This window comes from Xanthomonas sp. 3793, from assembly GCF_024806835.1.
GTDB lineage: Bacteria > Pseudomonadota > Gammaproteobacteria > Xanthomonadales > Xanthomonadaceae > Xanthomonas > Xanthomonas arboricola_F.
Genome location: NZ_JANTYU010000005.1, coordinates 1 through 12,686 on the forward strand (window position 1 = coordinate 1; position 12,686 = coordinate 12,686).

General features: G+C 65.9%; 12 protein-coding genes and 1 pseudogene. 9 read left to right on the plus strand and 4 right to left on the minus strand.

Annotated elements, in window-relative coordinates; translation table 11 throughout:
- Nucleotides 1-360: 360 nt before the first annotated feature.
- The gene (gene tyrS / locus FHY18_RS16665) at nt 361-1,572 is read right to left on the minus strand and encodes a tyrosine--tRNA ligase (protein WP_259157002.1); all 1,212 of its coding nucleotides are present in this window, start codon (nt 1,570-1,572) and stop codon (nt 361-363) included.
- 170 nt (nt 1,573-1,742) lie between these two features.
- Between tyrS and FHY18_RS16670 the strand changes: the two genes are divergently transcribed.
- Entirely contained in the window at nt 1,743-3,161 is a 1,419-nt protein-coding gene (locus FHY18_RS16670) for a M23 family metallopeptidase (protein WP_259157003.1), read from the plus strand.
- 479 nt (nt 3,162-3,640) lie between these two features.
- Nucleotides 3,641-4,774: an anhydro-N-acetylmuramic acid kinase gene (locus FHY18_RS16675; RefSeq protein ID WP_259157004.1), complete on the plus strand. Its 1,134-nt coding sequence runs from the start codon at nt 3,641-3,643 to the stop codon at nt 4,772-4,774.
- Between the two features lie 214 nt (nt 4,775-4,988).
- On the opposite strand, the gene FHY18_RS16680 is transcribed toward FHY18_RS16675, so the two are convergent.
- The 3 genes from FHY18_RS16680 to FHY18_RS16690 all read right to left on the minus strand — a co-directional run bounded on the left by FHY18_RS16680 (nt 4,989) and on the right by FHY18_RS16690 (nt 7,612).
- Nucleotides 4,989-5,216 (minus strand): hypothetical protein, encoded by a 228-nt coding sequence (locus tag FHY18_RS16680; protein ID WP_259157005.1) that lies wholly within the window; start codon nt 5,214-5,216, stop codon nt 4,989-4,991.
- Between the two features lie 58 nt (nt 5,217-5,274).
- Nucleotides 5,275-6,570 carry an MFS transporter gene (locus FHY18_RS16685; RefSeq protein WP_259157006.1) on the minus strand — a complete coding sequence of 432 codons (1,296 nt, stop codon included), beginning with the start codon at nt 6,568-6,570 and terminating at the stop codon, nt 5,275-5,277.
- 241 nt (nt 6,571-6,811) lie between these two features.
- Complete coding sequence (locus FHY18_RS16690; protein WP_259157007.1) at nt 6,812-7,612, minus strand: exodeoxyribonuclease III; 801 nt, start codon at nt 7,610-7,612, stop codon at nt 6,812-6,814.
- A 125-nt stretch (nt 7,613-7,737) separates the two neighbouring features.
- On the opposite strand from FHY18_RS16690, the gene pyrE reads away from it, so the two are divergent.
- The 7 genes and pseudogenes from pyrE (at nt 7,738) to FHY18_RS16725 (ending at nt 12,493) form a co-directional block, all read left to right on the plus strand.
- Nucleotides 7,738-8,397, plus strand: coding sequence for an orotate phosphoribosyltransferase (pyrE, locus tag FHY18_RS16695; protein WP_259157008.1), 660 nt, complete (start codon nt 7,738-7,740; stop codon nt 8,395-8,397).
- Between the two features lie 22 nt (nt 8,398-8,419).
- Nucleotides 8,420-9,085 (plus strand): hypothetical protein, encoded by a 666-nt coding sequence (locus FHY18_RS16700; protein ID WP_259157009.1) that lies wholly within the window; start codon nt 8,420-8,422, stop codon nt 9,083-9,085.
- Between the two features lie 114 nt (nt 9,086-9,199).
- Nucleotides 9,200-9,997, plus strand: a complete 798-nt coding sequence (locus FHY18_RS16705; protein WP_064507740.1) for an AAA family ATPase — start codon at nt 9,200-9,202, stop codon at nt 9,995-9,997.
- Nucleotides 9,997-10,926 (plus strand): ParB/RepB/Spo0J family partition protein, encoded by a 930-nt coding sequence (locus tag FHY18_RS16710; RefSeq protein WP_259157010.1) that lies wholly within the window; start codon nt 9,997-9,999, stop codon nt 10,924-10,926. The genes FHY18_RS16705 and FHY18_RS16710 overlap by 1 nt, the downstream gene beginning before the upstream one ends.
- 26 nt (nt 10,927-10,952) lie before the next feature.
- Nucleotides 10,953-11,240, plus strand: a pseudogene (locus FHY18_RS16715) (helix-hairpin-helix domain-containing protein); the annotation flags it as partial.
- A 124-nt stretch (nt 11,241-11,364) separates the two neighbouring features.
- The gene (locus FHY18_RS16720) at nt 11,365-11,508 is read left to right on the plus strand and encodes a hypothetical protein (RefSeq protein ID WP_259157011.1); all 144 of its coding nucleotides are present in this window, start codon (nt 11,365-11,367) and stop codon (nt 11,506-11,508) included.
- 19 nt (nt 11,509-11,527) lie between these two features.
- Entirely contained in the window at nt 11,528-12,493 is a 966-nt protein-coding gene (locus FHY18_RS16725; RefSeq protein WP_259157012.1) for an SDR family NAD(P)-dependent oxidoreductase, read from the plus strand.
- Nucleotides 12,494-12,686: the final 193 nt, after the last annotated feature.

Below are 12,686 nucleotides of genomic sequence, written 5' to 3' on the forward strand. Positions count from 1 at the left end.
TGAAGAGGAAGTTGCCGCCGCTGCACCTCAATCCGCCGTAGCGTCTTTCCGTGTAGCGAGCCGCCCATCATAGCCGGCTTTTTCGTTTCGTCAACCCTCAATTTCAAGGAGTTTTCGAACCCTTTCGCTCTGGCTCCGCGTTTGCGGCGTCCGTTGCGTCGGGGGAGGCGAACTATATGCCTGCAAAAGGATTTTGGGAAGCTTTTTGTGAAAAAAATTTCACGGCATTGCCAAATGCTTGCACAGGCACTCGTTTGGTCTTGCAGGACATGCATGCAGACCGATCCGGCCGCTGCTGCACTCTATATAGAGCGCCACAACAGCGACACGACGTTGCGGCTATGCAGCACAGCCGAAGGCTCAACCAGTGATCAACGATACGCGGGCGAAATTGCGTTTGCCGACCTGGATGACTGCCTCGAATCCTGGAGCGAACACACGACCGGCATCCTCGATGACCTCTCCGTCGATCTTGACTGCACGCTCCTTGAGCTTGCGATTGGCCTCCGAATTGCTCGGCGTGAGTCCGGTAGCCGTCAGCAAACTGGCAATCCGCAGTCCCTCCGCGGGGACCACGACCTCCTGCAATGGCAACAGGCTGGTGTCGCCCTGCCCTGTCACCACGGCGTGCCAACCGGCGATGGCCTGCTCCGCAGTGGCGGCATCGTGGAAGCGTGCGGTGAGTTCACGCGCCAGGCGTAATTTGACATCGCGCGGGTGCAACTCACCGGAGGCGACCTGTTCTTTCAGGCGCGCGGCCTCGGCAACACCGATGTCGAAGGACAACAGATCGATCCAGCGCCAGGTCAGCTCGTCACCGATCTTCATGGTCTTGGTGACGATGTCGATGGCCGGCTCGTTGATGCCGATGTAGTTGCCCAGCGACTTGGACATCTTGGCCACCCCGTCCAGGCCTTCCAGCAGCGGCATGGTCAGCACGACCTGCGGAGCCTGGCCGTAGTGCTCCTGCAGGCCGCGCCCCATCAGCAGGTTGAACTTCTGATCGGTGCCACCCAGTTCGACGTCCGCCTTCAAGGCCACCGAGTCGTAGCCCTGGACCAGCGGATACAGGAATTCGTGGATGGCGATCGGCTGCTGGCCGGCAAAGCGCTTGGCGAAATCGTCGCGTTCGAGCATGCGCGCCACCGTGTGCTGCGCGGACAGCTTGATCATGTCCGCTGCGCTCATCTGGCCGAACCACTCGGAGTTGAAACGTACCTCGGTGCGTTCGCGATCCAGGATCTTGAAGACCTGCTCTTCATAGGTGCGCGCGTTGGCCAGCACATCGTCGCGACTGAGCGGCTTGCGGGTGGCGTTCTTGCCGCTCGGATCACCGATCATGCCGGTGAAGTCGCCGATCAGGAAGATCACCTGGTGGCCTAGCTGCTGGAACTGCCGCATCTTGTTGAGCAGTACGGTATGGCCCAGATGCAGATCCGGCGCGGTGGGATCGAACCCGGCCTTTACCCGCAGCGGCACGCCCGATTTCAGGCGGGCCTCGAGCTGATCGGGCTTGAGGATCTCGTCGGCGCCACGGCCGATGAGTGCGAGGGATTCTTCAATAGTGGCCAACCACGGACTCCAGCGGCGTTTGCCGTCAACAACGTGAATGATGTTAAACGCGGGTTAATTCCGCGCCAAGTGAAAATAATGAACAGGCTCAATGGTTTGACGCGCTGTTACAGGCTGTCTATGGTACCGGCGATTGGGCTCGCACTTCGAGCCAGCGAGGAAATCCAACGATGCAGAACTCAGAGCAGGGCCGTGCACGCAAGCGGCGCTTCCAAGAACGCCTCCACGTCCTCCACGACACTGCACTGCATCGCAAGCTCAAGCAGCACCTGCCGGCCGCATTCAATGACCGCTGGACGCGCCGTCACTGGATCCACGCCAGCTTGTTCGCGACCATCGGTGCGATGGTGGCGACGATCGTGCCAGGCTTTTCCAACGCCATCGACACCCCGCTCTCCAGCCATTCCACGCTGGCGTTGCCGTTGCCGCCACTGGTGCCCAGCCGCAAGCAGTTGGCGCCGAGCACGGAATGGGAAATCCTGCAGGTCAAGTCGGGGCAGACGCTGAGCACGTTGTTCGGGGAGTTGGGAATTCCGACCGCGGTGATGTATCAGGTGCTGGCGCATCCTGGCACCAAGGAGGCGTTGACCAAGCTGCGTCCGGGGACCGAGATTGCGTTCGACATGCCGACGCCGGGTGAGTTGCGGGCACTGCGCTTCGATCGCGACGACAGTCATCGGGTGGAATTGCGCCTGTTGGGCGACAGCGTGCGCGAGAAGGTGACCGAGCGCGCGACCACCACGCGCACCGTGGTGGCCAGCGGTGAAATCAGCAGCTCGCTGTACGCATCGGCCGGCAAGTCGGGGCTGTCGCCGGCCGCGGTGGCAATCATGACCGACGAGATCTTCAAGTACGACATCGACTTCGACAAGGATCTGCAGCCGGGCGACCGTTTCAGCGTGGTGATGGACGAGACCTGGCGCGAGGGCGAGCGGATCAACACCGGCGACATCCTGGCGGCGACCTTCACCACCGGCGGGAAGACCTATACCGGCTTCCGCTTCGAGCGCGCCGGCAAGCCGGCCGAGTACTACGACATCACCGGACGGCCGTTGAAGAAGAGCTTCATCCGCATGCCGGTGGCCTATAGCCGCATCAGCTCCACCTTCGGTGCACGCAAGCATCCGGTTCTGGGCACGATGCGCATGCACAAGGGTGTGGATTACGCGGCCGCATCGGGCACGCCGATCATGGCGGCCGGCGATGCGCGGGTGGTGTTCGTCGGCACCCAGCGCGGCTATGGCAATGTGGTGATCCTGGATCACGGAAAGAACTACAGCACGCTGTATGGGCACATGTCGCGCTTCGGCAAGATCAAGGCCGGGCAGCGCATCAATCAGGGCACGGTGATCGGCTATGTCGGCATGACCGGCCTGGCGACCGGCCCGCATCTGCACTACGAATTCCGCGTCGCCGGGCAGCAGCGCAACCCGATGTCGGTGACGATGCCGCCGCCGGAGCCGCTGCAAGGCGCCGAGTTGGCCGCCTTCCGTGCACAGACTGCACCGGCCATGGCGCGTATCGAAGGCATGGAAAAGATGATCTATGCCGATGCCGGCAAGACTGCCAGGGGCAAGCCGCGCGGTTGAGGGCTCCGGCGAGCCCTAACCGGCGCGATCGCACTGGTCCGGGCACCGCCGCGCCAGGCGAATGCAGCTGGACAAGTTGACTTGAGACTGCGCGTCGCTCTTGGCAGTGACCGCATTCGGTACGAATGTCCGCACCCATCCGCCTGTCAGCAAACTGTCGCATCGGCGCGAAGCGGTAAACACGTAGGCGACGCCTTTAGAGCGGCCAGCACACCCGCTATGCAGCGACCAGGTAGACGCTGCCGGTGCTCGCTGCGGCCCGTATCACTGGTTTGCGAGTTCCCAGCGCGCCGTCCGCGTATCTGACGAGTACTCGCGACGCTTTGTTGGCTGCTCCCAGATGGTCGCGCGGATTCCTGGTTACTGGCGGCCTTCGTTCGGTCAGGGGCGCCGTCCTTTCGGCCGGACCCATCGGCAGCCAGTTGACGGCCTCGTCCAGGCTGCACAAGCTGCACGACCGCTGCGCATCTGGCCCTGGCATGACCGTTCTGGAACACGAAAACTCCGCGCTCTATCTGGGCCTGATGTCGGGCACCAGCGCCGATGGCATCGATGCCGCGCTGGTACGTTTTGCCGATGACAGCCACCGACGCTGCGAACTGGTTGCAGGCATGACGGTGCCGTGGGCGCCGCAGCTGCGCGAGACGCTGGTTGCGCTGGGCCAGGGCGCCGAGACCATCGCCATCGATGCGCTGGGCCGGCTGGATGCGCAGGTGGGTCTGGCCTTTGCGGCGGCGGCCAAGCAACTGATCGATGCCAGTGGCATTGCGCGACAGCGCATCCGCGCGATCGGCTCGCATGGGCAGACCATCCGCCACCGGCCGAACGGGGATCCGGCCTTTACCTGGCAGATCGGCGATGCCAGCCGGATCGCCGAGCACACCGGCCTGACCACGGTGGCCGATTTCCGCCGCCGCGATGTCGCTGCCGGTGGACAGGGCGCGCCGCTGATGCCGGCGTTTCATCTGGCGATGCTGGGGGCCGGCGATGAAGACCGCGCGGTGCTCAACCTGGGCGGCATCGGCAACCTGACGCTGATCCCGCGCGACGGCACGGTACTGGGCTTCGATACCGGGCCGGCCAACGCGCTGCTGGACAGCTGGTGCCAGCAGCATCACGGCACCGCGTTCGATGCCGACGGTGCGTTTGCGGCCAGCGGCCAGGTGGATGCGCGCCTGCTGCAGGCGTTGCTGGCCGACCCATGGTTTGCGCTGGCGCCGCCCAAGAGCACCGGGCGCGAGCAGTTCCACCTGGCCTGGGTGATGCAGGCGATGGGCGATGCGCGCCTGCGCCCGGCCGATGTGCAGGCGACCGTGCTGGAACTCACCGCAGCCACCGTGGCCGACGCCTTGCTGCGACTGCAACCGCAGACCCGCCGCGTGCTGGTGTGCGGCGGCGGCGTGCGCAATCCGGTGCTGATGACTCGCCTGGCGGCGCGGCTGCCGGGGGTGGTGGTGGAATCCAGCGCGCGGCATGGGCTGGATCCGGATTATCTGGAAGCGATGGGGTTTGCCTGGCTGGCGGCCGAACTCCTGGCCGGGCGCCCGGCAAACCTGCCGTCGGTCACCGGCGCGGCGGGACCGCGGTTGCTGGGGGCGATCCATCCGGCATGAGGGTCCTCCCAGGCCATTGCCAGCAGCCGGCACAAGAGGATTAGGCGGTTGGGGCGAACGTGCGCTGGGGCCGGCTGCCGTCCGGGCATGGAACGGACTTGCCTGCCGCCGATTTTCTGGCCCCGCTAGCAAGGGCCGGAAGCGCTTCACCACTGCATGTGTTGCGAATCGGCCCTTCCAACTCTGCCTGACAGCCGCCGCAGCTCGCCTGTCGCTAGGGATTATTCCCGGCCGGCAACGCCTTGAGTGCGGCAATCGCTTCGGCCAGGGCATCGACTTCCGGATGCTGCAGGCCGCCGGTGACTTCGTATTCGCTGGCGAACAGGCCCTGTTCGAGCAGATGCATGACGGTCTGGTGCTGGGTCCAGCCGCGTGCGGCGGAAATGCGGCGGATGCGGTCCACCAGCAGCGGATCGATGTCACGCAACACCAGATCGGTCATGCCCTTCCTCGTGCGATGCAGTGCCCCGTCGGCATCATCGACAACCTTGACGGCGGTTTCAATCCGGTTGCCTGTCGTGTGCCAGCAGGCGTGGCCAGAGCCAGGCGAGCAGGGCCAGCGTGGGAACCACGGTCAGGGCACTGAGGATGAAGAAGGTGCTGTAGGAGGTGGCCTCGACCAGGAACCCGGACACACCGCCGGCGAATTTGCCCGGCAGATTGGCCAGCGACACCAGCAGGGCGTACTGAGTGGCGGTGAAATTGCGATTTGTCAGCGATGACATGAAGGCCACCAGCACGGTACCGGCGAACCCCTGGAACAGATTGTCGGCACTGAGTGCGGCGTAGAACGCCCACAATTTGCCAGGGTTCTGCGCCATCAGCAAAAACGCCAGGTTGGACAGCGCCACGCCCAGGGCGGCCACAAGCAGCATGCGACGGAAACCGAACGCCGCCACCGCCGCACCGCCGGCGAACGCGCCGACGATGCCCATCCATACACCGAACAGCTTGGACACGGTGGCGATGTCGGCCTTGGTGTAGCCAGAATCCATATAGAACGGCCCGGCCATCACGCCGATCACCTGATCCGGGAACTTGAACAGGCCGACAAATGCCAGCAGGACGATGCCCAGCACCAGTCCATTGCTGGAGAAGAAACTGGAAATGGGCTGCCAGAATGCGCCGGCCACGTCGATGCGACGCACCACCGTGACCAGCGGCCGGTCCGGCTCGCGGCATACCAGGGTGGTGATGATCGGCAGCAGCATCAGCGCCGACATGGCCAGGTACGCCGAAGTCCAGTTGAGGTATTCGGCCAGGTACAGCGCCCCGGCGCCACCGAGGATCAGGCCGACCCGATAGCCCAGGGTGTAGGTCGCCGCCAAGGCCGCCTGCGCCGTGTCCGGGGCAATTTCGATGCGGTAGGCATCCACCACCGAATCCTGCGTGGCGCCCCAGAACGAGGCGAACAGCACCCAGGCGACCAGGCCGGTGACACTCATGTCCGGGCGCGAAAACGCCAGTGCGAACAGGCCGGCGGTGACGCCGAGTTGCGAGACCAGCAGCCAGGAACGCCGGCGGCCCAGAAACGCGGTGATCGGGAACGCATAGCGGTCGATCAGCGGCGCCCACAGGAACTTGAGCAGATAGAAGAAGCTGGCAAGGCTGATCAGGCCGATGCTGCCCAGGTCCAGCCCGACATCACGCAACCGTGTGGACAGCGTTTGCGAGGCGATCAGCAAGAACGGCAGGCCGCTGCCGAAACCCAGCAATGCCATGGTCGCCGCCGATGGCGTGGCGAAGGCTTGCCGGATGCCACGCAGGCCTTTGTACTTGGGTGCGGGCTTGCTCATGCGTGCGGCCGGTGGGATCGGATGCTGGTCGGTGCAGTGCGGGCAGTGTTACCGACCGCGGCGCGGGCCGGGCTGACGCAAACGCACAATCGGCTCCCTGAAGGATCTGCAGCCCTCGCGCTGCGGCGGGCTACCGCCCGCATGCACGTGATGCCTGACTGCGCCACGCCACTGGGAGTACGCCAATTCTGAGTAGCGACACTCCCGCCCCGTCTCGCGCCGACCCACTGCGCGGCCTCACTCACAGCGCGTAATCCACGACATACGGTGCATGGTCGGAGAAGCGCTGCTCGCGATAGATCGCGCAGGCCTGCAGTGCGTCGCGCAGGCCGGGGGTGACCAGTTGGTAGTCGATGCGCCAACCGACATTGTTGGCGCGCGCGGCGCCGCGGTTGCTCCACCAGGTGTAGTCCTCGCCCTGCGGATGCAGGACGCGGTAGCTGTCGACCCAGCCACGGCCATCGGCAGCGCTGGCGTCGCTTGCCGCGTCGGCGCACAGGCCATTGAGCCAATCGCGCTCGGGCGGCAGGCAGCCGGAATTCTTCTGGTTGGATTTCCAGTTCTTGATGTCCAGCGCCGAGCGCACGATGTTCCAGTCGCCGCACAGCACGTACTGCCGGCCGCTGGCTAGCCATTCGTCCAGGATCGGCCGCAGCCATTCCATCACCTGGAACTTGTAGCCCTGGCGCAGTTCGCCGGAGGAGCCGGACGGGATATAGAAGGACACCACGCTGAGGTTTCCAAAACGCGCTTCGATGTAGCGGCCTTCTTCGTCGAACTCCGGCCAGCCCAGTGCGGTGCGCACTTCGTCGGGCGCCTGTTTGGCGTAGATCGCCACGCCGCTATAGCCCTTCTTGGTGCTGGCGTCGCGAAACCAGGCCTTGTAGCCGGCAGGCAGGAACTCCGGGCCGGCCAGCTGATGTTCCTGCGCCTTGGTCTCCTGGATGCACAACACGTCCGCGTTCTGGGTGGCGAACCAATCGAAGAAGCCTTTGCTGGCGGCCGAGCGCAGGCCGTTGGCGTTGAAACTGATGATGCGCATGGATGAAGAGCCGGGATTCGGGAATGGGGATTGGAGATTCGTGAAAGCGTACCGCATCGGCGGATGCCGCAAGGCGCGACCGGCTATGCTTTCCAATCCCGAATCCCCACTCCCATCTCGTCACCATGACCGATCACCGCACCCGCTTCCTGCAGCTGGCCCTGGGCGCCGATGCCCTGCGCTTTGGCGAGTTCACGCTCAAGTCCGGGCGGCTCAGCCCGTACTTCTTCAACGCCGGGCGCTTCGATTCCGGGGCCAAGACCGCGCAGCTGGCGCAGTGCTATGCCGATGCGATCGATGCGGCCGGGGTGGACTTCGACCTGCTGTTCGGCCCGGCCTACAAGGGCATCCCGCTGGCGACGGCGCTGGCCTGTGCCTATGCCGGGCGCGGGCGCGATCTGCCGCTGGCGTTCAACCGCAAGGAGGCCAAGGACCATGGCGAGGGCGGCAGCCTGATCGGTGCGCCGCTGGCCGGGCGCAAGGTCCTGATCGTCGATGACGTGATCACCGCCGGCACCGCGATCCGCGAGGCGCTGGGCATCATCCGTGGCGCCGGCGGCATCCCGTCCGGGATCGTGGTGGCGCTGGACCGGCAGGAGATCGCCTCCGAGCAGGACCGCCGCTCGGCGGCGCAGGCGGTGGCGGCCGAGGCCGGCATTGCGGTGATCGCGGTGGCCAACCTCGCCGACCTGCTTGCTTTTGCGGCAGGAAACGCCGACCTTGTCGACTACCGGGAACCGCTGCTGGCCTATCGTGGCCGCTACGGAACCGACACCACAGGCTGACGGCAGGCGACAGGGGGCTGCGATGATGCCGAGACACCAACGTTTGGCGTTACTCGCCGCCGTGACGGCCGCTGTCATGGCGGTGCCGGTCGGTGCGCAGGACAAGCCTGCCGCCAAGAAGTTGTATTGCTGGAACCAGAACGGCGCCCGGGTGTGCAGCGACACGCTGCCACCGGAAGCGGTGAACCAGGCGCGCGACGAGTTCAACGTCAAAAGTGGCATGCGCAGCGCCGAGGTGCAACGCGCGATGAGCAGCGACGAGCGTGCTGCGGCAGCGGCCAATGAACAACAACGCCAGGCCGATCTGGCCGCCGAGCAGATGCGCAAGCGCACCGACCAGGCCATGTTGATGTCGTATCAAAGCGAGGACGACCTGCGCCGGGTGTTCAACGAGCGCATTGCCATCGTGGACAACAACATCCACACCGCGCGCTTCAATGTGACCAGCCTGCGCGAAGGCCTGGCCAGCATGTTGCGCGCCGCCGGCGACCGCGAGCTGGCCGGCCAGGCCGTGGCCGACAAGCTGGCCGGCGACATCCAGCAACGCCATCGCGAACTGATGGCGCAGTTGCGACTGCAGACCAGCTTCGAACAACAGCGCACCGCGCTGGACGGCGAAATCGCCGATATCCTGCAGCGCTACCGGGCCATGAAGGAACCGCCCGGCGCCGCCTCGCCCGCGGGCTGAACCGCACGGCGTCATTCCCGCTTGTCCGATGCCCCGCCGCTGGCGGCATTTCCCGATCCGACGCCCTGCCCGCATAATGGCCGGTCTTACTCCTTGCCCACGAGGCTCTCCCGCATGGCCCGGATCATCGCCATTGCCAACCAGAAAGGCGGCGTCGGCAAGACCACGACGGCAGTCAATCTGGCGGCCGGCCTGGCGCGCGCGCCCAAGCGTGTGTTGCTGGTGGATCTGGACTCGCAGGGCAACGCCACCATGGGCAGCGGCATCGACAAGCGCGATGTGGCCGCCTCCACCTGCGATCTGCTGCTGGGCGAGAACAGCGCCGCCGAGATCCGGGTGACCGCGCCGGAAGGCTTCGACCTGCTGCCAGGCAACATCGACCTGACCGCGGCCGAGATCCAGTTGATGGACCAGGGCGAGCGCGAGCAGCGGCTCAAGCGCGCGCTGGCGCCGATCCGCGACGAGTACGACTTCATCCTGATCGACTGCCCGCCGGCGCTGTCGTTGCTGACGCTCAATGCCTTGACCGCGGCCGATTCGATCATCGTGCCGATGCAGTGCGAGTACTACGCGCTGGAAGGGCTGACCGCGCTGCTGGAGACGATCGAAGCGCTGCGCGCCAACCTCAACCCGGCGCTGGAAATTGAAGGCGTGCTGCGCACCATGTTCGACATCCGCAACAACCTGGCCAACGCGGTGTCGGCCGAGCTGACCGAGCATTTCGGCGACAAGGTGTTCCGCACCATCGTGCCGCGCAACGTGCGCCTGGCCGAAGCGCCCAGCCATGGCCAGAGCATCGTCGGTTACGACCGCACCTCGCGCGGCGGCGTGGCCTACCTGGGGCTGGCCGGCGAAATCGTGCGCCGCCAGAACGACCGCAACAAGGCCGTCCGGCCCGTGGAGACCGTCTGATGAGCAAGCCGCCCCTGGCAAAGAAACGCGGTCTGGGCCGTGGCCTGGAAGCGCTGTTGGGACCGAAGGGCGCAGCAGCGGCAGCGGCACCTGAGGCAAGCAGCGAGGACGCGCTGCAGCCGGGCGATACCCTGCGCCAGTTGCCGGTGGACCAGTTGCAGCCGGGCAAGTATCAACCGCGCCGCGAGATGGACGAGGTCAAGCTGGCCGAGCTGGCGGAGTCGATCAAGGCGCAGGGCGTGATTCAGCCGATCGTGGCGCGTGCGCTGGCGCCGGGGCAGTTCGAGATCGTGGCCGGCGAACGCCGCTGGCGCGCCTCGCAGCTGGCCGGGCTGAGCGAGGTGCCGGTGGTGGTGCGTGAGCTGGACGACCGCACCGTCATCGCGATGGCGCTGATCGAAAACATCCAGCGCGAAGACCTCAACCCGCTGGAAGAAGCGCAGGCGCTGCAGCGGCTGATCGACGAATTTTCGCTGACCCACGCCGAGGCCGCCGAAGCGGTGGGCCGCTCGCGTGCGTCGGTGTCCAACCTGCTGCGCCTGCTGGAACTGCCGGTGGCGATCCGCGTGCTGCTGGAAACCCGCCGCCTGGAAATGGGCCATGCGCGTGCGCTGCTCACCCTGGCGCCGGAGCTGGCCAGCAAGCTGGCGCAGGAAGCGGCCGACCAGGGTTGGTCGGTGCGCGAGGTCGAACACCGCGCGCAGCAGTTCGCCGCCGGCAAGGTGCCGGGCTCGCTGCGCAAGGGCAAGCCGGTGACCGCTGCACCGCAGGCCGATATCGTCTCGCTGCAGACCGAGCTGTCCGAATCGCTGGGCACCAAGGTGGTGTTCAACCATGGCCGCGGTGGCAAGGGCAAGCTGGTGATCCATTACACCGACCTGGATACCCTGGAAGGCGTGCTGGAACGCTTGCGCACCCGCAAGGGGTGAATGCGGCCAGCGCAGGAGGATCAGCGATGCATCCCGCCAAAGTGGACCGCGCGCATCTGCTGCGCCTGACCGACCTGCCCAACGTCGGGCCGGCCTGCGAAAAGGACCTGCAGCGGATCGGCATCCGCATGCCGGCGCAACTGCAGGGCCGCGATGCCTACGACATGTACGCACAGCTCTGCCTGCGCACCGGCGTCACCCATGACCAGTGCGTGATCGATGTCTTCCTGTCGCTGGTGCGCTTCATGCAAGGCGAGCCGGCCCGCAACTGGTGGGACTTCAGCGCCGAGCGCAAGGCAACGCTGGCAGCTGAGCGTACCGGGGTGCGGGCAACTGCTCAGCTGCCGGGGCGCCGTGTCGCCAATCCCGGCGCCGGCAGCGACGGCAAACGCCGCCCATGAGCCACGCCGACGATACGATGTCTTCGGAGCACTGGCGTTGAAGCTGAGCCAGGGCAGCGATGGGCTGCTGGATCGCTTCGATGCCGGCAACATTCGGGACGACATCGACCTGCGCCGCCGCAACGTTGCGAAAAGGCGCGCTTCGGGGTGTTCCGAGCGTTGCTTGCCCGCCTCCCTTTGATGTTTTCAGGATCATTGCCATGACCATCCTCGTCACCGGCGCCGCCGGTTTCATCGGCGCCTACACCTGCCGCGCACTGGCTGCGCGTGGCGAGACCGTGGTGGGCCTGGACAACTACAACAGCTACTACGACCCGCAACTCAAGCGCGACCGGGTGGCGGCGTTGTGCCCGCAGCTCGACATCCGCACGCTGGACCTGACCGACCGCGATGGCCTGGCGGCGCTGTTCGAACAGATCCAGCCTACCCGCGTGGTGCATCTGGCCGCGCAGGCCGGGGTGCGTTATTCGCTGGAAAACCCCTCTGCCTATGTCGACAGCAACCTGGTCGGCTTCGTCAACATGCTCGAGCTGTGCCGACACCGCGGCGTGCAGCACCTGGTGTATGCGTCCAGCAGCTCGGTCTACGGCGATTCGGCCACCCCGCCGTTTTCCGAGGACCAGCGGGTGGACCAGCCGCGTTCGTTGTACGCGGCCACCAAGGCGGCCAACGAATTGATGGGCTACACCTATGCGCAGCTGTACGGCCTGCGCGCCACCGGGCTGCGCTTTTTCACCGTGTACGGCCCATGGGGCCGGCCGGACATGGCGCCGCTGATCTTCAGCCGCGCGGTGCTGGCCGGTCGCCCGATCGAGGTGTTCAACCACGGCAGGATGCAGCGCGACTTCACCTTCGTAGCCGACATCGTGGCCGGCGTGCTGGGCGCGCTGGACACGCCCAGCGATGAGGCGATCCCGCACCGGGTGTTCAATCTGGGCAACCACACCCCGGTGGAGCTGGAATATTTCATCGACGTGATCGCCCGGGCCGCCGGCCGCCCGGCCGAGAAGGTCTACCGGCCGATGCAACCGGGCGACATGATCCGCACCATGGCCGACACGCAGCGCGCGCAGGCCGCGTTCGGCTTCGATCCGGCCACCCCGGTGGAGCGCGGCCTGCCACAGGTGGTGGACTGGTGCCGCAGCTATTTCGGCGAGCGCGCCTGAGCCTTGCAGCCGCGTGGCCGGCAGGCTGCGCGGAGGCGTGCACTGCAATGTCGCCCGGATTCGGGGCAGCTGATGCGGACACGCGCCGGCCGGTAACCGCCGCCGATCGGCTGCTCCATCCGCTACAGGCCGTTTTACGATCGCTCCACTGCACATAACGCGCGTCGGCTTCATGCCTGGCTCAGACGCTCAG

Coding starts and splice junctions, on each gene's coding strand:
- FHY18_RS16700 (WP_259157009.1), top strand. CDS start 8,420: ATGATGCCGAGACACCAACGTTTGGCGTTACTCGCCGCCGTGACGGCC.
- FHY18_RS16725 (WP_259157012.1), top strand. CDS start 11,528: ATGACCATCCTCGTCACCGGCGCCGCCGGTTTCATCGGCGCCTACACC.
- FHY18_RS16680 (WP_259157005.1), bottom strand. CDS start 5,216: ATGACCGATCTGGTGTTGCGTGACATCGATCCGCTGCTGGTGGACCGC.
- FHY18_RS16675 (WP_259157004.1), top strand. CDS start 3,641: ATGACCGTTCTGGAACACGAAAACTCCGCGCTCTATCTGGGCCTGATG.
- FHY18_RS16685 (WP_259157006.1), bottom strand. CDS start 6,570: ATGAGCAAGCCCGCACCCAAGTACAAAGGCCTGCGTGGCATCCGGCAA.
- FHY18_RS16690 (WP_259157007.1), bottom strand. CDS start 7,612: ATGCGCATCATCAGTTTCAACGCCAACGGCCTGCGCTCGGCCGCCAGC.
- pyrE (WP_259157008.1), top strand. CDS start 7,738: ATGACCGATCACCGCACCCGCTTCCTGCAGCTGGCCCTGGGCGCCGAT.
- FHY18_RS16705 (WP_064507740.1), top strand. CDS start 9,200: ATGGCCCGGATCATCGCCATTGCCAACCAGAAAGGCGGCGTCGGCAAG.
- FHY18_RS16710 (WP_259157010.1), top strand. CDS start 9,997: ATGAGCAAGCCGCCCCTGGCAAAGAAACGCGGTCTGGGCCGTGGCCTG.
- FHY18_RS16670 (WP_259157003.1), top strand. CDS start 1,743: ATGCAGAACTCAGAGCAGGGCCGTGCACGCAAGCGGCGCTTCCAAGAA.